Here is a 24,678-nt window from a genome sequence, read left to right as displayed (position 1 = left end):
GTGGGAATGATCTGACTCTTGATGAGGTTTTTTATGTTTGATTACACAGCTCGTCCCGAATTGCTCAAGGACCGGGTCATTCTGGTCACCGGTGCCGGTCGTGGCATCGGCGCGGCTGCCGCGAAAACCTACGCTGCCCATGGCGCAACCGTTTTGCTGCTGGGCAAGACTGAAGCCCATCTGACACAGGTCTACGACGAAATCGAAGCCGCCGGGCACCCCCAGCCGGCGGTGATTCCGTTCAATCTCGAGACCGCCCTGCCGCATCAGTACGATGAACTGGCCGCAATGATCGAGGCTGAATTCGGCCACCTCGACGGCCTGCTGCATAACGCCTCGATCATCGGCCCGCGCACGCCCATCGAGCAGTTGTCCGGCGAAAACTTCATGCGTGTCATGCAGGTCAACGTCAACGCCATGTTCATGTTGACCAGCACATTGCTGCCGCTGCTCAAGCTGTCGCAGGATGCTTCGGTGGTGTTCACTTCGAGCAGCGTCGGACGCAAGGGCCGTGCTTATTGGGGGGCCTATGGCGTTTCGAAATTCGCCACCGAAGGCCTGATGCAAACCCTGGCCGATGAAGTCGACGGCGTGGCGCCAGTGCGCTCCAACAGCATCAACCCGGGCGGCACTCGCACCAGCATGCGCGCGCAAGCCTATCCGGGGGAAAATCCGCTGAACAATCCGACGCCCGAGGAAATCATGCCGGTCTACCTGTACCTGATGGGCCCGGACAGCACCGGCATCAACGGTCAGGCATTCAACGCGCAGTAATGCCATACGTCGCATTTGTAGCCGTGGCGGATTTCCGTCGCGGCATGCATTAACCGTTATTGGCCGTCAAAATACAGTCAAATATCCAGCACACCTTAGTCTTCCGAAAAGCCAAGCTATTGATTCGTATAGCTTTAAATAAAACCGAACTGAATGGCACGACTTTCGCTCTAATTTTCCTCAAAGCATGCCGTGTGAAGGCAATGGGGCAAGACCTGATTCGATAGCTCACTAATCGTCATCAGGCAGACTAGACTTACACCAAATGTCCTACGGGACTGATGGATCAGTACGACACGCAGCCCATAGCCGCTCTCACCCAGCCTGTAAGACAGACTTACTGCTTAGGGGCTCACGCCATATGAAATCACCTTCCCAGACCAATGCAATTGACTTCGACAGTGCCAAATTGCAGCGCCTGGGTTTCGGTCAGCAGCCGCCTCTTCTGGAGCGGCCCGCCAGTCTTGCGCAATTGCGCCAGCAACTGAGCCTGCAACTGCAAACCAGTCTTGAACCGCAACGCATTCTCGGTCTGTTCTTTCGCGAGGCTCAGCGCCTTGTACCACTGGATGCCTTGAGCTACACGCATCAGGGCAGTGACCTGCGCCTGGAGTTCGGCGCCCGAGGCCATCACTCGGTCAGCTACAGCCTCAGCCACGAAGGCGAGCACATGGGTGAACTGGTATTCCGCCGTAATCAGCGCTTCAACGATCAGGAGCAGGGGCATCTTGAATCGCTGCTGTCGTCGCTGCTGTATCCGATGCGCAACGCCCTGTTATACCGCGCGGCGACCCAGAGCGCACTGCGCGACTCCCTCACCGGTGCCGGCAACCGTATTGCGATGGACCAGACCCTGCAACGCGAAATCGAGATGTCACGTCGCCATCTGCAACCATTGTCGGTATTGATGCTGGATATCGACCATTTCAAGCGGGTCAACGACAGTCACGGGCATAGCGCTGGCGATGACGTACTCAAAGCCGTTGCCGCCTCAATCAAAGGTCAATTGCGCAACGTCGACATGGTGTTTCGTTATGGCGGGGAAGAGTTCCTGATCCTGCTGTCCAACACCAGCCGGGAAGCGGCTGCTCTGGTCGGTGAGCGTTTGCGCTACGCCGCACAGGCTAATGAATATTACGCTGACGGCCAGTTGATCGAGCTGACGGTGAGCCTGGGTTGCTCGACCCTGCTGCCGGGTGAATCGGCAGAAAGCCTACTGCGTCGCGCTGACAGTGCGTTGTATGTGGCCAAGCGTGAAGGCCGGAATCGATTGGCAATGGCGGGTTAGCTCTACCGAACGACCAAACAGTGTGGGAGCGGGCTTGCTCGCGAACAGGGTGTGTCAGTCAGCAGTTGCTAGACTGCGACACCGCTTTCGCGAGCAAGCCCGCTCCCACAGTTACATCAGCTTTCGACTACTGCCCTGCGTTCGCGCACCAACAAACGCTCGGATGTTTCGAGCTGCATGCAACGCTCCAAAAACAGATACATGTAGTCGTAGCTCTTGCAGATCGCCTGACGCAACTCGACCTGCAGGGCCTTGCTCGGATTCATGCCGGCCAGGGTGCAAATGATTTCCAGCGCCTCCCAAGGGTGGGCATCGTCATACTGCGCGTGCATCTTCAACCACTTCATCGCCCGCTTTCGATCTTCCTCCGGGAATGCAGCGGCATACACGCCAGTAGAACAAACCAGTGCCGACCACTCCCCGGTCGCGCCCTCGATTGCATAGTTGGTGGCCGCGATAGCCACGATCAGCGAGTCCGCCGAACTGGTGTGCCAGCACCAATGACTCAAGGCGTGCAGCTCGGGCGGCACATGCTGGGCCTGCAGATCTTCCAGGCTCACACCGTGCGCACGACTCCAGTGCACCCAGTAATCGGCGTGATTCAGCTCGACGCGGATATTGCGCATCAGCCAGCGCCGCGCCATGTCTTCACCGGGGTGACGGGCGAATTTGGTCTTGGTCAGGTTCTGCGCCATGTAAAGAGCGAATTGCTCAACCACCGGCCAACCCCCGATCAGGTACTGGCGCATGGTTTTGGCGCTGAGCTTGTTATCACGCATGCGCAGGTACAACTCATGTTCGACAACCCGGCGCTTGCTCTCGCTGCAATCCTCAATCAGCTGTTGTGCCCAGCCTGGATAACTTGCAGCTTCCATGAGCGGTCCGGCTCGGTTGAATGTGTCGATCACTGTTCGGCTCCTTTTGATTTGTGATTGTAAGGATCGGCGAGAGACTTCAACGGAACGTGCCAGGCGCTTTGAACAACAACGGCTGCGGTCTGGCGGGCCGACTTTGCAAACTGTCACAGGTAAACAATTGCGGTCGTTCGATGACATAACCCTGAGCGTAATCCACTCCAATTTCAAGCAATGCCTGCTCGATCTGGGTTGTTTCAACAAACTCGGCAATTGTCTGCTTACCCATGACATGCCCGATGTGATTGATCACTTCGACCATTGCTCGGTTAATCGGGTCGTCCAGCATATCTTTTACGAAACTCCCGTCGATCTTCAGGAAGTCTACAGGCAAATGTTTCAGATAAGCGAATGAAGACATTCCGGCACAAAAGTCGTCCAACGAGAAATAACAACCCAAGCCTTTGAGTTCATTAATAAATCTAATTGCACTGCCCAAGTTTGAAATTGCACTGGTTTCAGTAATTTCAAAACAAATCATTTCAGGCGGTATCGAATAGTTAACAAACTGTTCGCGCAGAAAGTGCAAAAACGCGTCATCTCCTATAGTAATACCTGACAGATTAATCGCACACATCGCTAATGGGCCTTTATGCTCTTGTGCAATACATTGAGCAATTACCTTAAATACGTTTTGCACGACCCAGCGATCCAACTGGCTCATCAAGCCATAACGTTCGGCGGCGGGAATGAAACTGTCCGGCAGAATCATCCGTCCGGCCTCGTCATGCAGACGCAGCAGGATTTCAATGTGCCCACCCTTGCCGTCACTCGGCTTGAGCGGTGAGATTTCCTGGGCGTAAAGACAAAAACGGTTCTCTTCCAGCGCCATGTGCAGACGCTGGACCCAGGCCATTTCACCAAAGCGCAGCGACAGTTCGGAATCGTCAGCGTGGTAGACCTGCACACGGTTGCGGCCCTTTTCCTTGGCCATGTAACAGGCCATATCAGCAGCACGCAGCGAAGCTTCCAGCGTCGCCGGGGTTTGCACGACATGCACCAGGCCGATACTCACCGTGGTCAGGAATGGCCGCCCTTTCCAGACAAAATGCAGGTTCTGCACGGTCTGGCGCAGCGCCTCGGCAATTTTCTCCGCCGCTTGCGGCGCGCAGTTTTCCAACAGAATGCCGAACTCGTCACCTCCGAGCCGCGCCAGGGTGTCGCCCTCACGCAGCCCCGATTGCAGCAAGGTGCAAATGTGCCGCAACAGTTCATCACCCGCGGCATGGCCGCAGGTGTCGTTGACCAACTTGAACTGATCCAGATCGAGGAACATCAGCGCATGCCGCCCGGACTGGCGCGAAAGGTTATGCAGCGCTTGCTCCAAGCGATATTCGAACTCACGGCGGTTCGCCAGCCCGGTCAGCGCATCATGGGTGGCCTGCCACGAAAGATTGGCGATGTATTGCCGTTCCTGGGTCATGTCGTGCAGCACCAGCACGGTACCGCTGACGTTCCCGGCATTGCGAATCGGCGCACCGACCAGCGTCACCGACAGCGTGCTGCCATCCAGGCGCTGAATCAGTTTGGAGTGTTCACTGCCGCCACTGAGATGGCCACTAAGAATATGTTCGATCAGGGTCAGGCCTTCGGCCTGGGCATTGTCGTCAAGCAAGTTGAACAGCGCCGCCAGCGGCAGACCGGCTGCCTGCTCGGCCTTCCAGTGGGTCATGGCTTCGGCGGCGGGGTTCATGTAATCGATGGCGCCGGAAACGTCGGTGGTGATGACGCCATCGCCAATCGACTGCAGCGTGACATGCGCCCGATCCTTCTCCAACTGAAGGGCCTGGGCAAAAGCATGGCGTTGTTTGAGCAGTTTGTGCGTGCGCCATAAAGCCAGCACGATAAGCCCCAGCGCCGTGGCCAGGTTGGTGAACAAGAGCAGGCGCAAGATCATCCGCGAGCCTTCACCCAGGGCATCACTGAACGCTTTCGCCGCCGGGGTCACGCCATCGTTGATCGCCAGAATCCGCGTCTTCCAGCGCCGGATATCGGCACTGCTGGCAGTGTTCTGCAAGATGCTCTGGTGCATTTCGCGCGCCACGTCATTGAGTTCGACCAGATAAGCGTCACCCACCGTCCAGCGGTCGATTGCGGTTTCCAGATAACTGAAATGGCGGAAGTTGAGGTACAGCCAGATCAGGCTGGGGACGTCGTCCGGGTGGTTGCCGCCCTTGAGAATGCCTTCGCGTGCAGCGGTCAGGTCCGGCGGTTGGTGATCCAGTGCCAGGCGCAGCTCATGGCCGCCCTGAGGAACGGCAATCGCCTTTTTGTACTTGAGAAAAATCGTTTCGTCACGACTGTCGGCGTACAGATTGAGGTAGTAAATGGCGTCTTTCTGCCCCTTGGACCAGAGGCTCTCACCCGCGACATAACCGCGAACGGCCGACAGCACGTAAAGACTCATCCCTCCCAATAAAGCCTGAAACAACACGACAGCAATGAATGGCCAGACGATGCCCAACAACCGTGGCGTTCCGAGAGTCCGCTTCTGATTCATGAGGTCCCTTGCGCAAGCACTGCCAGATATACACCGGGAAATACCGCTCCTGACAGCTCAGCCTAGGCTAATTTTCGGCATGTCGAAGCGACTGCTCGGCCGTCTTCACTGCCGATTGCGCAACCTGCTGCCTGTCAACGCGTTTTGGTGTTTTTTATTTTAAGCAATTCAAACACTAAGCACACAAACGCGCAAAAAACTCAAGAGCACTATATCTGCTGCAAGTGGCCATACAGTTTGGCATACAGCCCGCCATCGGCAATTAACTGCTGATGATCGCCGTCTTCGGCCACTTGTCCGCCATCGAACACCACCACCCGATCCGCCTGTTTTACCGCCGACAAGCGGTGGGCAATGATCAGTGTGGTGCGACCATTGAGGAACCGCGCCATGGCTTCATGCAGGTTGTATTCGGTGGCGGCATCGAGGGCCGAGGTGGCTTCGTCGAGGATCACCACTTTGGGCTCGGCCAGGATCATCCGCGCAATCGCCAGACGCTGACGCTGCCCGCCGGACAGGCGCACGCCGGAGCGCCCGACGATGCTGTCGAGGCCGTCCGGCAAGGCACGGATGACGGGTTCGAGCTGGGCGATTTCCAGCGCCTGCCAACAGGCTTCGTCACTGCGTGTGCGCCCCATGGTCAGGTTGGCGCGCACGGTGTCGTTGAACAGCGCCGGATGCTGCAACACCACCGCAACGTTTTCCCGAACGATCTCCAGACCGATCTCCTGCTGGGTCGACCCACCGAAACGGACGGTGCCCGCGAGCGGCGTGTACAACCCCAACAGCAATTGCACCAAGGTACTTTTGCCACCGCCACTGGCGCCAACAATCGCGACTTTTTCGCCGGGCGCGATAGACAGGTTCATCTGATCCAGCACCAGCTCATCGCCGTAACCGAAACACAGGCCCTGCACTTCAATACCGACGGTTTCGCGCCCTTTGAACGGGTCGACACCCCCCGGATATTGTGGCTCATCGGCACGCGCCAGCAATTCGTTGACCCGCGCCAGCGCACCGCCCGCCGCGTAGTAGGCGTATTGCAGATTCAACAACTGTTCGACCGGGCCAATCATGAACCACAGGTAACTGAACACCGCGAGCATCTGGCCAATCGACAGATCGGAAAACAACACGGTGAGCATCGCCGCCGCGCGGAAGATGTCGATGCCGAACTGGAACAGCAAGCCACTGGCGCGGTTGGACGCGTCGGTTTTCCACTGCGAATTGACCGCGTAGTTACGCACTTCCTGTGCCCGCAGATCCAACCGCCCGAGGAAATAGCCCTGACGGTTACCCGCTCGCACTTCCTGGATCGAATCGAGGGTTTCGCTCAGCGCCTGAGTGAAGCGCGCGGTGCTGTCGTTCTCGAGTTTTTTCAGGTGTTTGACCCGCTTGCCCAACTGCACCGTGGCGTAGATCACCAGCGGGTTGAACAACAGAATCAGCAGCGCCAGTTTCCAGTGCATCCACATCAGAATGCTTGCTGTGCCAACCAGAGTCAGCATCGCCACCAGAAAACGGCTGAGGGTTTCGCCCACAAACTTGTCGAGGGTGTCCAGATCGGTGACCAGGTGCGTGGTCACGGTCCCGCTGCCCAGGCTTTCGTATTCGCCGAGGGAAATGCGTTTGAGGCGTTCGATCAGCCGCACACGGATGCGGTAGACGATGTCTTTGGCCAGACGCGCGAAGAGTCGCGCCTGCAACACGCCAAAACACAGGGCGCTGCAGCGCAGGGTCAGCGTGACCACCAGCATCAGGCCGATGTAGCCCGCCGCTTGCTGCCACATCGACGGCAGCACCTGATTCATGACTTTCAGCGCGGCGTCGCCGTGGCCGAGCAGCACTTCGTCCACCAGCAAGGGCAGCAATAATGGAATCGGCACGCTGCACAGCGTCGCCAGCACGGCCACGCCGTTGGCGATCCACAGGGATTTTTTATGATGCAGTGCCAAGCGCCGGACTTCTGCCCAGCTCAGCCGGTCGACACGCTTTACGGCTGGCGTGTCATCGGCCAGGTCAGGCACAGGCTGCGCGCTCCAGCCAGCGACCGAGCAACGGCGACAGCTCGCTGAGCGGTTGATAGCCATTGGTCAGCAGCGCCAGTTGGCCATTGCGTTCGGCCAGCAACGTCGGGAACCCGGCGATGCCCAGATCCTGCACCCAATTGAAATCCGCCGCCGTGGCTTCGTGCTGATCGGCGCGATCAAACAGTGCGGCAAATTCGATCCGTGGCACGCCAGCCTGCTCGGCCAGTTCCACCAGCACGCTGGCTTGGGTGACGTCGCGGCCTTCGGTGTAAAACGCCTGCTGAATCAGTCCGACCAATGTCCACGCACAATCCGGCGCCAGGCTGCGTGCGGTGACGATCGCACGGCAGGCAGGCTCGGTGTCGTAGACAAAACCATCGGGCAACGCGCCTTCAAACTTGAATGGCTGGCCGGTGGCCTCGGTCACTGCCTGCCAATGCTCGAGAATGTAGCGTCGAGTGGTCGGCTCCAGCGCCGAACCGCTGCCGGTACGCAACCCGCCAACGACAAGGTGCAACTCCACCCCGGCCGCCTGGGCCTGCTCGACCAGAGCCTTGGCCACCGGGGCAAACCCCCAGCACCAGGAACACATCGGATCCATCACGTAGAGCAGGCGCGCAGACATGGTTAAGCCTCGGTGGATGCTTGCTTGTAGTTGTAGCCGATCGGGTGCGGCTGGTTGCGGGCCTTGGCCAGTTCGATCTGCTTCTGCCGATCGATGGCGCTGCGGCGGGTTTTCTCGCTCAGCTTGTCCCAGCAATGCGGGCAACTGACGCCGGCGACGTAATGCTCGCTGGCGCGATCTTCAACGCTGACCGGGGTGCGGCAGGCATGACATTGATCGTAGTCGCCTTCGCTGAGGTCGTGACGCACGGTCACACGGTTGTCGAATACAAAGCAGTCGCCCTGCCACTTGGTTTCTTCCTGCGGCACCTCTTCGAGGTACTTCAAAATGCCGCCCTTGAGGTGGTAAACCTCTTCGAAACCTTCGCCGAGCATGTAGCTCGAGGCTTTCTCGCAGCGGATACCGCCGGTGCAGAACATCGCGACCTTCTTGTGTACGGCCGGGTCGAAGTGTTCTTTGATGTAGTCGGGGAATTCGCGAAAACTGGTGGTTTTCGGATCGATGGCACCTTCGAAGGTGCCGATCGACACTTCGTAATCGTTGCGCGTGTCGATCAACAGCACTTCAGGGTCGCTGATCAACGCGTTCCAGTCTTGCGGATCAACGTAAGTACCGACTTTTTTGTTCGGGTCGACGCCTTCGACACCGAGGGTGACGATCTCTTTCTTGAGCTTGACCTTGGTACGGTAGAACGGCTGCTCGTCGCAGTACGATTCTTTATGATCGATGTCGATCATGCGCGGGTCATTCTTGAGCCAGGCGAGCAGGCCGTCGATGCCTTCGCGAGTACCGGAAACCGTGCCGTTGATGCCTTCTTCGGCGATCAACAGTGTGCCTTTGATGCCGTTGTCGACCATCGCTTGCAGCAGTGGCTCGCGCAGGTTGACGTAATCTTCGAGGGTGACGAACTTATACAGTGCCGCCACGACAATCGGTTGTGTCATGGGTATTTCTCCAGGTGGCTACCCTCGCAAAGGGTGAACCGGATGCGAAAAAAAACGCGCCGGGTGAGCGGCGCGTTGCGGATTCTAGCAAAAAAGCAGCTTCGAGCGGCTAGCTTCAAGCGGCCAGCCATGAACAAGGCGCCGTTAACTTGCAGCTTGCTGCTTGAAGCGTATAGCTACCCTCCTCCAGCACAGGTCGGCGACGCCGGGGCGGCGCCAATCTCTGCCCATTCCTGTGGGGTATAGGTGTGCAGCGCCAACGCATGGAACTCGCCCATCAACTCGCCGAGCGTGCCGTAGATTTTCTGGTGGCGCTTGACCCGGTTCAGGCCTTCGAACTGCGCACTGACCACCACAGCCTTGAAGTGGGTCTGCAACCCGCGACTGTGCATGTGGCTTTCATCCAGTACTTGCAGATGCTCAGGCTGTAACAGGCCCAGCGTTGATTCGATGCGTTGTTGCATGGTCATCGCGAACTCCGCTTACGGCTTTTTCTTGGCCGGAGCAGCGCCTTTCGGTGCCAGCTCGCTGGTCATGTCTTCCAGCAGTTTGTTGACGACAGGCACTGCGCTTTCCAGTTTGGCCTGAGTCATCTGGGCCGATTGCTGGGTCAGTTGCGGCATTTTTTCCAGGACTTTCTTGCCCAGCGGCGACTGATAGAACGCTACCAGGTCTTTGAGCTCGGATTCGCTGAAGTTGCTGGTGTAGAGCTTGACCATGTCCGGCTTGAGCTTTTTCCAGCCAATGGCTTGATCCAGGGCGGCGTTGGCCTTGGCCTGGTAGGTTTCCAGCGTGGCTTTCTTGGATTCCGGGGCCTTGGTCTGTTCAAAGCGCTGGGCGAACATCTGCTGAACCTGCATGTAAACCGGAGTGCCCAGTTTGTCAGCGTGCGCCAGGGTCAGGAAAGCTTCGGCACTGGCGTTGTGGCTGGCGGTATCGGCAAGCACCTGGCCGCTGGCGCAAACCAGTGCTACCGCGGTACAGATGGCACGAAGACGAGTCATCGAGTTTCCTTTTCAGCTAAGCGAGGTAAAACCCCAAGGGCGCTCATTCTGCGCCTAACAATCGCTGCGGCTCAACCCCCAGGCCCTTGCCACACTGGATTGACCGGGTTTTACCGGTCAACAATCGGTTCGAGGGAACCACCGGGGCCGAAGCCAGCCTAAACTGCGCAAACAGACCAACAGGAGTGTGCATGATGAGCCGTATCGAAACCGACAGCCTGGGCCAGATCGAAGTCCCGGACGACGCCTACTGGGGTGCTCAAACGCAACGCTCGCTGATCAACTTCGCCATCGGTCAGGAACGCATGCCGCTACCAGTGCTGCACGCTCTGGCCCTGATCAAGAAAGCCGCCGCCCGCGTCAACGACCGCAACGGCGACCTGCCCGCCGACATCGCCCGTTTGATTGAGCAAGCCGCCGACGAAGTGCTCGACGGCCAGCATGATGACCAGTTTCCTTTGGTGGTCTGGCAGACCGGCAGCGGCACCCAGAGCAACATGAACGTCAACGAGGTGATCGCCGGTCGCGCCAACGAACTGGCTGGCAACCCGCGCGGCGGCAAAACGCCGGTGCACCCCAACGATCACGTCAATCGCTCGCAAAGCTCCAACGACTGCTTCCCCACCGCCATGAGCATCGCCACGGTGAAGGCCGTGCAGGAGCAATTGCTGCCGGCGATTGCCGAGCTGTCCGGCGGCCTTGCGGAACTGTCGGCGCGGCACATGAAATTGGTGAAAACCGGCCGCACGCACATGATGGATGCCACGCCGATCACCTTCGGCCAGGAGTTGTCCGGTTTTATCGCGCAATTGGATTACGCCGAACGGGCGATCCGCGCCGCGCTGCCGGCAGTGTGCGAGCTGGCGCAAGGCGGCACTGCGGTGGGTACCGGGCTCAACTCACCCCATGGTTTTGGCGAGGCGATTGCGGCAGAACTGGCGGCGCTGTCCGGTCTGCCTTTCGTCACCGCGCCAAACAAGTTTGCCGCCCTTGCTGGCCACGAACCACTGACCAGCCTTTCCGGCGCGCTGAAAACCCTCGCCGTGGCGCTGATGAAAATCGCCAATGACCTGCGTCTGCTGGGCTCAGGGCCGCGTGCCGGTTTGGCTGAAGTGCGCTTGCCTGCCAACGAACCGGGCAGTTCGATCATGCCCGGCAAAGTTAACCCGACCCAGTGCGAGGCGTTGTCGATGCTCGCCTGTCAGGTATTGGGCAACGACGTGACGATCGGCATTGCCGCCAGCCAGGGCCACTTGCAACTGAACGTGTTCAAACCGGTGATCATCCACAACCTGCTGCAATCGATCCGCCTGCTGGGCGATGGCTGCAGCAACTTCCAGCAGCATTGCATTGCCGGGCTCGAGCCGGATGCCGAGGTCATGGCCAGACATCTGGAACGGGGGCTGATGCTGGTGACCGCGCTTAACCCGCACATCGGTTACGACAAGTCGGCGGAAATCGCCAAGAAGGCCTACAACGAGGGACTGACCCTGCGTGAAGCGGCGCTGGCGCTGGGTTATCTGACGGATGAAGAGTTCGATGCGTGGGTGCGGCCGGAAAACATGATCGAGGCGGGGGCCAAGGGCTAAGCCTTGTAGCGTTTGAAAAATAAGCTTCGCGAGCCAGCCCACTCCCACATTGGAATGCATTTCCTTGTGGGAGCCGGCTGGCTCGCGAAGAACGATGACGCCGTTTAGCTGGCTGCCATCTTCATCCGCCGTGCCTTGAACCCGGCAATCAATGAAGGCCCCAACGCCACCAGCGCCGAACCGAGCACGACCAGCACCGCCCCGCCATAGCCCAGGGCATTGATCTGCTCGGCATGCACATACTGCGGCCATATCCCGGCCGCTATCGCGACCGCCCCGAACGTCACCAGCGGTGTAATCGCCAACGTCGCACTGACCCGCGACGCCTCCCAGTGCGCCAGCGCTTCAGCGAACGCGCCATAAGCGATCAGCGTGTTCATGCAGCACGCCAGCAATAACCAGCGCTGCACCGGGCTCAGTTGCAGCGCCTCGAGCGGATGCACCCAAGGGGTGAGCAGCAACGCGCAGAACAGATAAATCACCATCATGACCTGCAGCGAATTCCACACCGTCAGCAATTGCTTCTGGCCCAACGCGTAAAAAGTCCAGACGGTCGACGCCAGCAACACCGCCAATACGCCAGCGGTGTAGTCCGATAGCGAGGTCAGCAGTTCGGCCAATCGCTGATTGAAGAACAACACAAAACCGATCAGCAACACCGCCAGCCCCATCCCCTGGCCGATGCTGAAGCGTTCCTTGAACACAAACAGACTGGCGATCAGCAGCATGATCGGCCCCATCTGCACCACCAGTTGCGCCGTGCCGGGACTGAGCAGATTCAGCCCCGTCAGGTACAACACGTAGTTACCCACCAGCCCCAGTACCGCCATGAGCACCAACCAGCCACCCTTGGGGCCCAGCACCTTGCGGCTCGGCAGCCGCTTGACCGAGGCCAGATAAATGAACAGACACCCGCCGGACACCAGCAAGCGAAACCAGGTCACGGTGATCGGGTCCATCACCTGCAACACCTGTTTGAGTTTGATCGGCAGGATGCCCCATAGAAACGCAGTCAGCAGCGCCAGGCATAAACCGTAAACCCAGCGACCGGATGAAATGTGCATGCGAACCTCAAGGCCTGCTGACGAGAGTCCTCATTCTAGGCGCGCCACCGACGGCGACACAGGGACAGTTGGGGCCTGGGCGCGAATAAAACTGTGCAGGTCGCCGTAATAAATTGACGCGCCCCCGTTGATCGGCTGAGCGGGCGGCCCAAGTGATTCAGGCATAAGCTTTTTGAATCACTTGGCCGACAAGAACCCTCAAGGAGCCCCGTCATGTTGGGCATGCGTAGGCAAGACCCCGCCCCTGCCACACACTTTCGCAGCGACCGGGTGTGTCGGGTCAACGGTGAACTGTTCTTCAGCACTCGGGAAAATACCCTTGAGGGGCCGTTCGAGAGCACTGAACAGATAGACAAAGAAATACAGGCTTACATTGCGCGAATGCAGCTTATGAGCTGAGACACATAAACCGAGTCACGTCATTCGCGAGCAAGCCTGCCACAGGGTTGTGTGGTGAACACCCTCTAACTGTCTTAACGCACCGCCTCAAACAACCCCGTCGCGCCCATCCCGCCGCCCACGCACATGGTGACGATGCCGTAACGCAGGTCACGCCGCTGCAACTCACGCACCAGGTGGCCGACCTGCCGTGACCCGGTCATGCCGAACGGGTGACCAATGGAAATCGAGCCGCCATTGACGTTGTATTTCTCGTTGTCGATTTCCAGCCGGTCACGGCTGTACAGGCATTGCGACGCAAACGCCTCGTTGAGTTCCCACAAATCGATATCAGCCACCTGCAAGCCCTTGGCTTTGAGCAGTTTGGGCACCGAGAACACCGGGCCAATGCCCATCTCGTCGGGCTCGCAACCGGCCACGGTGAAGCCACGGAAAAACGCTTTCGGCTTGAGCCCCAGTTGCAGGGCTTTTTCCAGACTCATCACCAGCGTCATCGAGGCACCGTCGGACAGTTGCGACGAGTTGCCCGCCGTCACCGAACCGTCTTCGGCAAACACAGGCTTGAGGCCCGCTAGGCTTTCATAGGTGGTGTCGGGGCGGTTGCAATCGTCACGATCCACGATGCCATCGAGGATCTGCACATCACCGCTGTTCTTGTCTTCGACGCGATACTTGACCGACATCGGTACGATTTCATCGTCGAACAGCCCGGCCGCCTGAGCCTGCGCGGTGCGCAACTGGCTTTGCAGGGCATAGCGATCCTGCGCTTCACGGCTGACACCATACCGCCGTGCCACCACCTCAGCGGTCTGACCCATCGTGTAATAGATGCCCGGCGTTTGTTGCTTGAGCAACGGGTTGATCAGGTGATCGGTGTTGACGCTTTTCATCGTCAGGCTGATCGACTCGACGCCGCCGGCAACGATGATGTCGCTGCAACCTGAAGCGATCTGGTTGGCAGCCATTGCAATCGCCTGCAACCCGGAGGAGCAGAAACGATTGAGGGTCATGCCGGCGGTGCCAGTGCCCAGACGCGAGAGCACCGCTACGTTGCGGCCGATGTTGTAACCCTGGGCACCTTCGTTGGAGCCGGCGCCGACGATGCAATCCTCGACACTGGCCGGGTCGACGTCGTTACGCGTCAGCAATGCGTTGACGCAATGGGCCGCCATGTCATCGGGGCGGGTCTGGTTGAACTTGCCGCGAAAGGATTTGGCCAGGCCAGTCCGGACGCTGTCGACGATCACCACTTCACGCATGGCATACCTCATTGTTGTGGTCGGTTGAGAGTGGACCTGAGCATAAGTCCACCGCATCAACGACCGCGACAATCATTCACCTCGCGTATGCGGATCTATTGGCTCAGTCCTTGTGCTTTTTCGCGTGTTTGTCGGATTTCTCGAACGCTTCTTCCAGCGCACGGTTGATGGTGCGCAATACTTTGATCCGCGCCCAACGTTTGTCGTTGGCCTCGACCAGCGTCCATGGGGAGATCTCGGTACTGGTGCGATCAACCATGTCACCGACTGCGGTGCGGTACTCGTCCCACTTGTCGCGGTTGCGCCAGTCGTCTTCGGTGATTTTGAAGCGCTTGAACGGGATCGCTTCCCGCGCCTGGAAGCGCTCCATTTGCGTGTCCTTGTCGATGGCCAGCCAGAACTTGACCACGATCACCCCGGCATCGGCGATCTGCTCTTCAAAGTCATTGATTTCACCGTAAGCACGCAGCCAGTCGGCCGGGGTACAAAAACCTTCGATGCGCTCCACCAGCACCCGGCCGTACCAGGAACGGTCGAACACGGTGAACTTGCCGCGCGCCGGCAAATGCCGCCAGAAACGCCACAAATAAGGTTGCGCCCGCTCCTCTTCGCTCGGTGCGGCAATCGGCACGATGTTGTACTGGCGTGGATCAAGCGCTGCCGCGACCCGCCGAATCGCCCCGCCCTTGCCCGCGGCATCGTTGCCTTCGAACACGGCCACCAGCGCATGGCGGCGCATACGCTTGTCACGCATCAGCCCGGACAGCCGCGCCTGTTCGGTGATCAGTTGCTCCTCGTAATCTTCCTTTTCCAGACGCTGGGTAAGATCGAGGCTGTCGAGCAAACCCTTATGATCGACGGGGGCGCCCAGCGGCGCTGCGTTGACCTCCTGGGCATGAATCTGCGAACGCTTCAACGCGTTTTGCAGCCCCTCAAGCAGAATATTGCCAACCGCCAGACTGCGATAGTTGGCGTCCATGCCTTCGATGACATGCCATGGCGCGTAGTCGCGACTGGTACGGCGCAATATGCGCTCGCCGTATTTGACGAACTTGTCGTAGGTTTGCGATTGCTGCCAGTCCAGCGGGCTGATCCGCCAACTGTGCAACGGGTCGTCGGCCAAGGCTTTGAGCCGCGCCTTCATCTGCTTCTTGGACAGGTGAAACCAGAACTTGAAGATCAGCGCGCCTTCATCGCAGAGCATTTTTTCCAGACGCTCGGCGGCGCCGATCGCCTGATCCAGACGCGGGTTCTTGAACAGGCCATGCACCCGTCCCTGCAACATCTGGCTGTACCAGTTACCGAAGAAAATCCCCATCCGCCCCTTGGCCGGCAGCATCCGCCAGTAACGCCACGCCGGAGGTCGGGCCAGCTCTTCATCGGTCTGCTGATCGAACGTACGCACCTCGATCAGCCGTGGATCCATCCATTCGTTGAGCAACTTGACCGTCTCGCCCTTGCCCGCGCCTTCGATGCCGTTGATCAAGACAATCACCGGGAAACGCTTTTGCTGCTGCAACTCGAACTGGGCATCGAGCAACGCTTCGCGCAGCGCCGGGACGGCGGCCTCATAGGTTTCTTTGTCGACGGCGTGACCGATTTCAGCGGATTCGAACATAGGACAGCTCCTTCCAGGATTGAGCAAGACTAGCGGATTGGGCACAAGGACGGCGCAGAAATTCCCGCGGGCGGCGGATTGTCATCGAGTCGTCGGCGCCAAGCCTTGCCACGGATCAAGCACCCTGCGCGCGATCGGCTAGAATGGCGACCTTGTCGTTGCCGAGCCTGCCATGAAAGCCGTATTGCCCCACGCCCAACTCGACTGGGATGAACAGGGACGCCCGCGTTCGCGAGTGTTTGATGACGTGTATTTTTCCGACCAGTCAGGTCTGGATGAAACCCGCTATGTGTTCCTCGAACAGAACCGTCTGGCCGAACGTTTTACTGCGTTGCCAGCACATGGACATCTGGCCATCGGTGAAACGGGCTTCGGCACCGGGCTGAATTTTCTCTGCGCCTGGCAGTTGTTCGAGCAACACGCCCCTGTCGGTGCCCGACTGCATTTTGTCAGCGTCGAAAAATACCCGTTGAGCCCGGCCGATCTGAAACGCGCCCTGGCGTTGTGGCCAGAACTCAAGCCGCTGGCTGATCAATTGCTGACCCATTACGTGGCGATCCATCAGGGCTTCCAGCGCATCACACTGGCCAATGGCCGAGTGACATTGACGCTGCTGATCGGCGATGCGCTGGAGCAATTGCCGCAACTGGACGCTCGGATCGATGCGTGGTTTCTCGACGGATTCGCCCCGGCGAAAAACCCGCAGATGTGGACCGCCGAACTGTTCGCTGAACTGGCTCGGCTGGCGGCGCCAGGCTCGACCATCAGCACGTTCACCAGCACCGGTTGGGTGCGGCGTTTGCTCAACGCCGCCGGCTTCAAAATGAAGCGCACGCCGGGCATCGGGCACAAATGGGAAATCCTGCGCGGCGAGTTCCTCGGCTGGCCGTCGGAGGTGGCCCCGCCTGCCCCGGAAAAACCCTGGTTCGCGCGCCCCGCCCCCACGTCCGGTGAACGTCGGGCACTGGTGATCGGCGCAGGCCTTGCCGGTTGTGCCTCCGCGGCGAGCCTCGCGTCACGCGGCTGGAAAGTGAGTTTGCTGGAGCGCCACGAGGCCGTGGCACAAGAAGCCTCGGGCAATCCGCAAGGCGTGCTGTATCTGAAACTGTCGGCCCATGGCACGGCGTTATCGCAACTGATCATCAGCGGCTTCGGTTACACCCGACGCCTGCTCGAAAGCCTGCAACGGGGCACCGACTGGGACGATTGCGGCGTGCTGCAACTGGCGTTCAATGCCAAGGAAGCCGAGCGCCACGCGCAGTTGGCCGCGGCGTTCCCGGAGGATCTGTTGCAGTGGCTCGATCAGCCCGAGGCGCAGGCCCGCGCCGGTGTCGGCCTGGACCACGGCGGTTTGTACTACCCCGAGGGTGGCTGGGTGCATCCGCCCGCGCTGTGCCAGGCGCAGGCCACACAACCGAACATCGAACTGCTCAGCCACCGTGAGGCGCTGGAACTGCGCAAGGTCGATGATCAGTGGCAAGCCTTCGACGGCGACCGCTTGCTTGCCAGCGCGCCTGTCGTGGTATTGGCCGGTGCTGCCGAGATCAAGCGTTTTGCGCAAAGCGCCGAGCTGCCACTCAAGCGCATTCGCGGGCAGATCACCCGCCTGGCGCAGACTGAACAAAGCCAGGCGTTGACGACGGTGGTGTGTGCCGAAGGCTACGTCGCCCCCGCGCGACGGGGTGAACACACCCTCGGTGCCAGCTTCGATTTCAACAGCGACGACCTGACCCCGACCACCGCCGAACACCAAGGCAATCTGGCGATGCTAGAAGAGATTTCCAGCGATCTGGTCTCTCGCCTGCACATCAGCGAACAGGCGGTCGAAACCCTTCAAGGCCGCGCCGCCTTGCGCTGCACCAGTCCCGACTACCTGCCGATTGTCGGCCCGCTCGCCGACCGCGCGGCGTTCATTCACGCGTACGCGGCGCTGAGCAAGGATGCCCGGCAAGTACCGGACATCGCCTGCCCGTGGCTCGACGGTCTATACGTCAACAGCGGCCACGGTTCACGCGGTCTGATCACCGCGCCGCTGTCTGGCGAACTGCTCGCCGCCTGGCTGAACGACGAACCGTTGCCCTTGCCAAGAAGCGTGGCCGAGGCCTGTCACCCCAACCGTTTCGTATTGCGCCAACTGATTCGCGGCAAATAGACCTCAAGCATCGGGCATTGCGCAGAGGCCCAGATCCCCCAAGCGAATGGCCTCTCCCGTCAGGCGCTTGAGCACAGCCTCTTCGGCCTGCTCCCGTTCGAGCCTGATGACGTCCATCTGGTTCAGGTAATCGGCCGTGGAGAGTTTGCTCGCCTGTTCGAACACCGCGTCCAGCCGCGCCGGAAAGGTTTCCTCCAGGCTCGCGAATTGCCTGGGATACGTGCGCTTCAAGTACTCGCACCAGAACGGCTGACGCAGCAGGAACGTCAGCCATTCGGACGACAGCTCAGCGACACTGATCCTGTTCCTGGCAGTCTCCAGATTGGCTTCGGTCACCCCGCCTAGGATGGCAAAACGCATATGACGCGGCTGTCCCGGCAGATCGAACTCTTCGGCCAGTCCGATGCGATAAGCCAGGTTCACCTCCAGCGGATCAGCACTGGTATCGTTAAGCGCATGCTCACGGGCAATCTGATCCAGCTTGTCCAGCCGAAACAGGCCTCGACCAAGTTTGAGCAACGGGTGTACAGAGGTCACTCGGCCACCGGCAAGCCTGGTGATCTTGTTGACTTCCACAGCGAGTTCGAGCTGGCTGAAGTTGACGGCTGCGCTGTCCGTGCAATTGATCGGGTTGGCGGCCAGGTCGAACACTTGCTCACTCAGGATTGCATCGGTTTCGGCGGCTTCAAGCACTGCCCAGACACGTCGACAGGTGTCTTTGGCGACTTTTTCGGAGTCGGCGGTATTGCCCAGCTCCGCCAGTAAATGAAACAGGCCCTCGGCCCGGGGATCCTCCTTGAATAAGGTCCAGATCCGGTCACGCTGGGCCCAGTCCCCTCCGGCGCCGCCCTCGAACCACAGCGAGCGCGCCTTCTGTTCATCGAGACGCGCGTTATCGTTCTCCAGATAGCCCATACCGACACCCACATTGTTTCGATAGTCCGCCAGGTGAGTCCTGCTGGCTAACGACAAGGGATTACCGCGCAGGTCCAGCGCCTCGCTGAAACGTCGCGAGGTCTTGAATAACCAATCCGGTAGCTGCTTGATCTGATTTTCACGCAGATCGACCCAATCCAGATGTGGCAGGCGTTCAAGACCTTTGGGCAACTCGGTGACGCGGGTGTCGCGCAGACACAGGGAACGCAAATCAAACATCTTGCCCACCTCCGGGGTCGCCCCCAGCGGGTTACTGTTCAGATTCAGGGAGTGCAGTGTGCGCAGGTTGGCAAGCTTCACCAGTGTATGTTCGGTCAGTTTGATCCGGTTACCCGCCAGACTCACCCGGGTCAGATCAGGCATGTGCGACAACACCTCAGGCAGGCGCGTGAGTGCGTTGCCGTCGAGGTCCACAGACTCGGCGTGCTTGAATGACTTGAGGAAATAAACCAGGTCGTCGCCCTGCTCCATGTTCTTGAGCGACAACTGCTGGATATGATCGAAGTTCAACCCCGGCGGGAGCGTGGGCAACGTCCCCACCCGCATCCCGTCAAGATTCAATACACAGATCGATTTTCCGCTTTCATCGGTGGCCAGAAAAAGCCGCCGAAACCCATCCTCGATCATCTCTGCCGCCGTCTTGCGGCTGTGCCGCACTTCACGCAAATCCTCCCCCATCAACGTCATGCCTGCCTGATCCTGCGTCCAGACTTCGAGCACCTTGCGCAGTTGCTCCAGATCACGGCGCAAACCTTTCACCCGTGTAGCGCGGGTCAGCGGATCATTGCCCGACCGATCAATGAACTCACTGGCCTGCGCCTCGGTAAAGCCGGGATAGAGCCTTCTCACCTTACGTAATAACGCGCGTGGATGAGGTGATTCAGGCATTGCATGATCGCCCTGAATGCAGGGGGGGTCGGAGACCAGCGGCTCGAACTTGCCGGTGGTCAATACCCGGGCACTGGCCTCACGTTCGTCCAGCGCAATGTTCAGTAACTGGCTGCGCAATCGGGCACTGTCGGCGATCACCGGGTCAGCAAAACCTGCGGTTGTACGCTGAGCCGACGGCAGTGCCTTGAGGATCGCGGCATACAGGTTGTCTGGCTCCGACGCCACACGCCCCAGGGATTTACCGTCGCCAGTGAAGGCTTCGTAGCCGCCACTGGACTTGACCAGTGTGCAGGTCTTCAAAGGCGTCGCCGCTTCGTTACCTACGGCTTCCAGTACAGGCCCGTTCAGCGTCTTGTCCCGCAACGTCAGGCGCAGATTCGGGTCCCAGCCACTCAAACGGGGCAGTAACTGGATCGCCAGTTTTTCACTATCGGCATTGGCGACCTGCGACACGAGCAAACCGCTCAGGGCACGGTCAAGGCGCACGGCGGCAGAGGCCTTGCGGACTCTCTGCGCCAGGCGCAAAGGCACGCGCCCGGTTGAGCGCAAATGCAGACGCTCGACACTCGGCGCCTGGTCAATCAGGCGCTGAGCATAACGCGCAGGAATGTCGGCGAACACGCTGCGTAATGTCTTGACCTCGTCAGCCTCACTCTGGTCGTAGCGTTGATACATACGATCGAAAACCGATCGACGCTCAGCCCTGAACAAGGCTCCCAGTTTCTTCGCCAACGCTGGCTTTTGCGAGCCGGCACTGACCTTGCCCCCCAGCATGGCTTCAACCTCGCGCAGGGACAGGCCATCGATCACCGACTGCAACAACTGCCCTGCGGCCAATTGCTCTTGCGTGACCTGCACACTGAGCGCAGGGACGCGGGTGTTGGTCGCGGGATAGGTTGCCGTGACGTCTCCTTCGCTATCGCTGACCTCGATGTACCGGCCTGTCGGCCAGCCTGACAACTGCGGCAAGCCGTGCAGTTGTTCCTGCGAAGGTTGACCTGCGTGAACTTCCCCACGCTCAAGCTCAGTGATGAGTTGGCTTGACTGGCGCTCGATCCGCAGGCGTTCCACGGTGTCGCGTAACCGGGCAGGCAAGGCCAGATTATCGTTAAAAACCCGGTGCAATTGATCGTGGGAGATCTCACTGATTCGGCGAATCATGTCCAGATCCGTATCCGGGAACTCACTCAGACGCGGATCGATACGCTTGAGGGTGTAGGGAGCGCTATTCCACGTTTCGGCATCCTCAGCCGCCAGTCGCCAGCCGCCCTCGACGTGTTGCTCAAGCCCGGGAGCATAGGCGTTCGGGCGCTCGGGATGATCCAGATGCCAGACCTTCGTGTCCGGATCGAGTGACCCGGAGAACATCCCATAGTCGACCCGGCCGACGGTTTTTTCCTTGAGCGGATGCAACTCGACGGAGTCATCGGCCATCGTGATACCGGCTGGCAGCCGATGTTCATACGGGGTGAGATCTGGCTTCCAAAGGCGCGGTTTACCGGCCGAATCCAGAATCGCGGTGAACTGCCCGAAAAACTCCGGATGGGCCCGAACCAGCTTGCGTCCCAGCGTGCCCACCGCCTTCTGTCCACCCGCGAACACGCCCATCAGCGCAATGTCTTGCGCCACGCTGAGCAGATGCGACAGCGCCTCCTGCTGGTCGCCCCGCTGCCAGTCCTCGACCCCCTCATACACTTGCGCCAGAAGTTGGCCAACCGCGACACCCATCATCAACTGACCGACAACCGGCACGAAGAAACCCGCCACCGTCGCAATGCTCACACCCAGTTCCAGAAAACCCAGCAAGCGCTTGCGTCGCACATCCTCATCAATATCGGCCGTCGGCACGGCGAGTTTGCGGGCGTCGATCTGCATCTTGCCGACATGGCTTTGCACCATGAACTCGAACAGCGGCACTGCAATGGGCAACTGCCTGATGTGGCCCAAATCGGCGGTGTCGGCGAAGGTCTTGAAGAAGTCTGCCTTGTCATCTTCATCAATGCTGTTGGCGAAGTAGTCCTGGTAGCGCTTGTCACTCAGCTTTTGCGTGAGGTATTGCTTGAACGCAGTGAAACTCGAGTACTCATACAGCGGCCTCTCGGGCTCGTTAGCCATGTACACCAGACACCATTCGTTTGGGTATAACTCGATCGACCGGACTGCAAACACCACAACCCCCCAGATGCAACTGTCGAGCACCTCGATGCCGTGCATCATTAATGGACGATTGCTGTAGTGCAGGGTTTTCGCCGAGACCACGTCGTCAGCGGCGATCAGCCTCTGCACGATCTGCAGGCCAGCCGGTGTGATGTGCTGGCTGATTGCGGCCAGATACATGTCCAGTTGCAGCAGAAGTTTCTTCATCGCAGCGATGTCGCGGGTCATCGGACGGGTGGCCGTCACTTTACCGGCGTCGTCCACCAGGCCGAACACCTGCTGAAAATGCGCCTGATAGCGCTTGCCCAGATCCAGTTCGCGACAGAATTTGGCGAACGACGCCGGCGTCAATCCGGCCACGCCCGACGGTACGCTGCTCACCCGCACCTGACTGCCTTCGGGGTAGTTGTCGGTTTCCTCGTCTTCGGTGAAATTCTGCATCGCCGCTTGCAGCAATGTCTGCGTGGCATGTGGAAAGGTTTGAATGCCCTCTGGGTCGGTCGAGGCTGGCGAGCAACCACACTCAACCCCCGGCAAACTCAGCAGATCTTTTTCAACATCGAAGACCGCCGGCCACTTGGCTTTCAGCGCGCGGGTCAACTCAGCAATACAAAAGGCATTCAGAGGTTTGAGCTTGAGCAGATCCTTCTCGACCTTGAGTTGGATCGTGAGCAGGTCTCGCGCGGTTTGATCGAGCGCGACCAGCGTGCTGGTCGCACTGTTAAGCAGCATTGCGGGCAGGCTCTTGTGCAGCGCCTCGGCGTTGTCCAGGTCTCCTGTGGCTTCCAGCAAAACGCTGAGCACTTCATTCTGAGTCGGCGCACGCGGTGCGGATTTATTCTGTGTGGTGGTCATCGGCAATAGTCCTTTATTGCAGGCTTGAGCGTTAACCTTATCCACATCCACTTGGAATTAAAACAGAAGACTCCGACGCAGGTTAATCACATTACAGCAAACACAGACCACACAAAATCGTGCAATACATATGTATATCAAACATTCAAATACCAACCGAAAACACACCCAAAACCATTCAATAATAAAACTGTTTTCATCACGACAAACTCACCTAACATGACATCTCATTTACGAAAGGGACTTCCCGCATGACTTTACCAACAAACAACTCGCCCACCACGGTATCGGACGTTGATGCCAGCGCAAACATTTCCGATGCCGTCCAGATTGAGGACAAGGCAACTGCCGTGCAACGTTTCATTACCCACGGTATGGCAAAAGAAGATCCCACGAGGCTGGCCGCCTTGCGCGCAACGCTCGATGAAGCGCTGCCCTACCAGACTTATATTGATGAATTGGCAGGCAAGCTGGAGACACCGGAAAGTTTCTGCAGACGCGAACTTCGCAGTGAACTGCTACAAACCCATGGGACACGATTCGGCATCAACGACAACATCAGACTCACGCCTGCAAACTCTGCGGACGGTGAGTCATATACCTGTACCCTGCTGCAGGCGGCGATGCTGAACTTCACCGACGAAGAAGCGGCTCCCGGTTACTTCTCGAATGACAGCGAGATTTTGGACATCCTTGGCCAGTCAACCGTTGACGACCCTGACGCGATCAGGGTATCGGCACAAGAGTTTGCGGCTCTAAGTCGCAATCTGGATCTGGGAGGCCAATACCAGAAACATATCGCCAGAACGTTTAAAGTTTCAAACATTGAGCTGATCGGCACACGCCTGCACAAATTCAACATGAAACTCAGCGCCTATGAGAAATACTTTAAAAAAACCGACTTCCCTTTGAACCGGCTTCTCACCGTGCTGAGTCTGACAAAAGGCAACAGGGATATTTACACTGGCGACAACATCAATAACGGTAAAATAAAACTGCATTCGATACAGTTATTTGGCAAGTACACCACAGATGCCGTTCTGATCACCTGCCGTCGGACCGATCAATCACCAATAGACCATAACATCGTATACATACCCAACGACCCGGGTGACGGCTTTTACCAGGACGACAACGAAGACCAGACAAAATACCGATTCTCCATCAACTTCCTGACCAATAAAGAATTCCGGACACGCCTCGTCTCTCAACTAACCAATACCGAAAAAAATGAAATAGAGGCAATGGACCTGAATAGCATTTCGTTTGTCAACGACATAACGTTTATCCCGCTAAAGAAAGGGCTGTACAAACATTTCTTTGATCGCTATCTGGATAAATTGTCCGCGGATGCCAGGGACATTGCGGTGCCGCTCGCCAATGTCAACGAACCCGCCTACGCCAATAGGCGCAAAGCGCATACCCTGCCTGAGAAAGGACGACTATCCGTCAGCCCAACCCATGATTTCAGCAAGCGCTTGCGCACTTACGCCACGGATGAATTGCTGGCCTCCGTGTTCGCCGGTCTGGGAAGCTGGACCGCCATCGAGAAGTACAACGCCCTGTCACGGCTGCTGGATCTGAAAAAGCGATTGTCCCCGCCTGATGCCGAACAACACGGCTTGCCGGTGGACGCCGACTGACAATTATTCAAAAAAAATTGTCGAAAATCCGTCCAA

17 protein-coding genes are annotated in these 24,678 nt (G+C 58.7%); 6 read left to right on the top strand and 11 right to left on the bottom strand.

Translation table 11 applies throughout. The features are described 5' to 3' along the window. The first annotated feature begins 33 nt into the window (after positions 1 to 33). A complete protein-coding gene (locus tag AACY02_RS05820) occupies positions 34 to 774 on the top strand; it encodes a YciK family oxidoreductase (RefSeq protein WP_339431141.1) in 741 nt (246 codons plus the stop codon). Between the two features lie 361 nt (positions 775 to 1,135). Continuing rightward, positions 1,136 to 2,062, top strand: coding sequence for a GGDEF domain-containing protein (locus AACY02_RS05815; RefSeq protein ID WP_339431140.1), 927 nt, complete (start codon positions 1,136 to 1,138; stop codon positions 2,060 to 2,062). A 116-nt stretch (positions 2,063 to 2,178) separates the two neighbouring features. Here the strand turns inward: AACY02_RS05815 and AACY02_RS05810 are convergent, their stop codons facing one another. The 7 genes from AACY02_RS05810 to AACY02_RS05780 form a co-directional block, all read right to left on the bottom strand. Beyond that, entirely contained in the window at positions 2,179 to 2,937 is a 759-nt protein-coding gene (locus AACY02_RS05810; RefSeq protein WP_260455454.1) for a TenA family transcriptional regulator, read from the bottom strand. A 79-nt stretch (positions 2,938 to 3,016) separates the two neighbouring features. Next, positions 3,017 to 5,476: an EAL domain-containing protein gene (locus tag AACY02_RS05805; RefSeq protein ID WP_339431139.1), complete on the bottom strand. Its 2,460-nt coding sequence runs from the start codon at positions 5,474 to 5,476 to the stop codon at positions 3,017 to 3,019. A gap of 209 nt (positions 5,477 to 5,685) precedes the next feature. Next, positions 5,686 to 7,503, bottom strand: a complete 1,818-nt coding sequence (locus tag AACY02_RS05800) for an ABC transporter ATP-binding protein (protein WP_339431138.1) — start codon at positions 7,501 to 7,503, stop codon at positions 5,686 to 5,688. After that, entirely contained in the window at positions 7,496 to 8,098 is a 603-nt protein-coding gene (locus AACY02_RS05795; RefSeq protein WP_339431269.1) for a DsbA family protein, read from the bottom strand. The genes AACY02_RS05800 and AACY02_RS05795 overlap by 8 nt, the downstream gene beginning before the upstream one ends. A 35-nt stretch (positions 8,099 to 8,133) precedes the next feature. Continuing rightward, complete coding sequence (gene trhO / locus AACY02_RS05790) at positions 8,134 to 9,075, bottom strand: oxygen-dependent tRNA uridine(34) hydroxylase TrhO (protein WP_339431137.1); 942 nt, start codon at positions 9,073 to 9,075, stop codon at positions 8,134 to 8,136. A gap of 176 nt (positions 9,076 to 9,251) precedes the next feature. After that, complete coding sequence (locus AACY02_RS05785; RefSeq protein ID WP_339431136.1) at positions 9,252 to 9,545, bottom strand: BolA family protein; 294 nt, start codon at positions 9,543 to 9,545, stop codon at positions 9,252 to 9,254. A 12-nt stretch (positions 9,546 to 9,557) separates the two neighbouring features. Further along, positions 9,558 to 10,079, bottom strand: coding sequence for a DUF2059 domain-containing protein (locus tag AACY02_RS05780; protein WP_339431135.1), 522 nt, complete (start codon positions 10,077 to 10,079; stop codon positions 9,558 to 9,560). 194 nt (positions 10,080 to 10,273) lie between these two features. On the opposite strand from AACY02_RS05780, the gene AACY02_RS05775 reads away from it, so the two are divergent. Then, positions 10,274 to 11,668 carry a class II fumarate hydratase gene (locus AACY02_RS05775; protein ID WP_339431134.1) on the top strand — a complete coding sequence of 465 codons (1,395 nt, stop codon included), beginning with the start codon at positions 10,274 to 10,276 and terminating at the stop codon, positions 11,666 to 11,668. Between the two features lie 104 nt (positions 11,669 to 11,772). Here the strand turns inward: AACY02_RS05775 and AACY02_RS05770 are convergent, their stop codons facing one another. Beyond that, positions 11,773 to 12,732 (bottom strand): DMT family transporter, encoded by a 960-nt coding sequence (locus AACY02_RS05770; RefSeq protein WP_339431133.1) that lies wholly within the window; start codon positions 12,730 to 12,732, stop codon positions 11,773 to 11,775. A 213-nt stretch (positions 12,733 to 12,945) separates the two neighbouring features. On the opposite strand from AACY02_RS05770, the gene AACY02_RS05765 reads away from it, so the two are divergent. Further along, positions 12,946 to 13,131, top strand: a complete 186-nt coding sequence (locus tag AACY02_RS05765) for a DUF6316 family protein (RefSeq protein ID WP_339431132.1) — start codon at positions 12,946 to 12,948, stop codon at positions 13,129 to 13,131. Positions 13,132 to 13,205: 74 nt separating this feature from the next. Here AACY02_RS05765 and AACY02_RS05760 read toward each other — a convergent pair whose 3' ends face one another. Continuing rightward, positions 13,206 to 14,390: a thiolase family protein gene (locus AACY02_RS05760; RefSeq protein ID WP_339431131.1), complete on the bottom strand. Its 1,185-nt coding sequence runs from the start codon at positions 14,388 to 14,390 to the stop codon at positions 13,206 to 13,208. Between the two features lie 103 nt (positions 14,391 to 14,493). Continuing rightward, positions 14,494 to 16,008, bottom strand: a complete 1,515-nt coding sequence (pap, locus tag AACY02_RS05755; RefSeq protein WP_339431130.1) for a polyphosphate:AMP phosphotransferase — start codon at positions 16,006 to 16,008, stop codon at positions 14,494 to 14,496. 172 nt (positions 16,009 to 16,180) lie between these two features. Between pap and mnmC the strand changes: the two genes are divergently transcribed. After that, positions 16,181 to 18,160 (top strand): bifunctional tRNA (5-methylaminomethyl-2-thiouridine)(34)-methyltransferase MnmD/FAD-dependent 5-carboxymethylaminomethyl-2-thiouridine(34) oxidoreductase MnmC, encoded by a 1,980-nt coding sequence (gene mnmC, locus AACY02_RS05750; protein WP_339431129.1) that lies wholly within the window; start codon positions 16,181 to 16,183, stop codon positions 18,158 to 18,160. A gap of 3 nt (positions 18,161 to 18,163) precedes the next feature. Here the strand turns inward: mnmC and AACY02_RS05745 are convergent, their stop codons facing one another. Beyond that, positions 18,164 to 22,999: an NEL-type E3 ubiquitin ligase domain-containing protein gene (locus tag AACY02_RS05745; protein WP_339431128.1), complete on the bottom strand. Its 4,836-nt coding sequence runs from the start codon at positions 22,997 to 22,999 to the stop codon at positions 18,164 to 18,166. Between the two features lie 251 nt (positions 23,000 to 23,250). Here AACY02_RS05745 and AACY02_RS05740 point away from each other — a divergent pair, with 251 nt between their 5' ends. Next, a complete protein-coding gene (locus AACY02_RS05740; RefSeq protein WP_339431127.1) occupies positions 23,251 to 24,642 on the top strand; it encodes a dermonecrotic toxin domain-containing protein in 1,392 nt (463 codons plus the stop codon). The last annotated feature ends 36 nt before the right edge of the window (positions 24,643 to 24,678 follow it).

Origin of the sequence: Pseudomonas sp. EA_65y_Pfl2_P78 (genome assembly GCF_963970495.1) — a bacterium.
In the GTDB taxonomy this organism is placed as follows: domain Bacteria; phylum Pseudomonadota; class Gammaproteobacteria; order Pseudomonadales; family Pseudomonadaceae; genus Aquipseudomonas; species Aquipseudomonas baetica_A.
This window is presented reverse-complemented; position numbering and strand designations above follow the sequence as displayed.

Excerpts from the sequence above, each read along its gene's own strand:
- AACY02_RS05740 (WP_339431127.1), top strand. The coding sequence starts at position 23,251 with ATGACTTTACCAACAAACAACTCGCCCACCACGGTATCGGACGTTGAT.
- AACY02_RS05820 (WP_339431141.1), top strand. The coding sequence starts at position 34 with ATGTTTGATTACACAGCTCGTCCCGAATTGCTCAAGGACCGGGTCATT.
- AACY02_RS05770 (WP_339431133.1), bottom strand. The coding sequence starts at position 12,732 with ATGCACATTTCATCCGGTCGCTGGGTTTACGGTTTATGCCTGGCGCTG.
- AACY02_RS05815 (WP_339431140.1), top strand. The coding sequence starts at position 1,136 with ATGAAATCACCTTCCCAGACCAATGCAATTGACTTCGACAGTGCCAAA.
- AACY02_RS05765 (WP_339431132.1), top strand. The coding sequence starts at position 12,946 with ATGTTGGGCATGCGTAGGCAAGACCCCGCCCCTGCCACACACTTTCGC.
- mnmC (WP_339431129.1), top strand. The coding sequence starts at position 16,181 with ATGAAAGCCGTATTGCCCCACGCCCAACTCGACTGGGATGAACAGGGA.
- AACY02_RS05775 (WP_339431134.1), top strand. The coding sequence starts at position 10,274 with ATGAGCCGTATCGAAACCGACAGCCTGGGCCAGATCGAAGTCCCGGAC.
- AACY02_RS05795 (WP_339431269.1), bottom strand. The coding sequence starts at position 8,098 with ATGTGTTCCTGGTGCTGGGGGTTTGCCCCGGTGGCCAAGGCTCTGGTC.
- AACY02_RS05785 (WP_339431136.1), bottom strand. The coding sequence starts at position 9,545 with ATGACCATGCAACAACGCATCGAATCAACGCTGGGCCTGTTACAGCCT.
- AACY02_RS05760 (WP_339431131.1), bottom strand. The coding sequence starts at position 14,390 with ATGCGTGAAGTGGTGATCGTCGACAGCGTCCGGACTGGCCTGGCCAAA.
- AACY02_RS05780 (WP_339431135.1), bottom strand. The coding sequence starts at position 10,079 with ATGACTCGTCTTCGTGCCATCTGTACCGCGGTAGCACTGGTTTGCGCC.
- pap (WP_339431130.1), bottom strand. The coding sequence starts at position 16,008 with ATGTTCGAATCCGCTGAAATCGGTCACGCCGTCGACAAAGAAACCTAT.
- AACY02_RS05745 (WP_339431128.1), bottom strand. The coding sequence starts at position 22,999 with ATGACCACCACACAGAATAAATCCGCACCGCGTGCGCCGACTCAGAAT.
- trhO (WP_339431137.1), bottom strand. The coding sequence starts at position 9,075 with ATGACACAACCGATTGTCGTGGCGGCACTGTATAAGTTCGTCACCCTC.
- AACY02_RS05805 (WP_339431139.1), bottom strand. The coding sequence starts at position 5,476 with ATGAATCAGAAGCGGACTCTCGGAACGCCACGGTTGTTGGGCATCGTC.
- AACY02_RS05810 (WP_260455454.1), bottom strand. The coding sequence starts at position 2,937 with ATGGAAGCTGCAAGTTATCCAGGCTGGGCACAACAGCTGATTGAGGAT.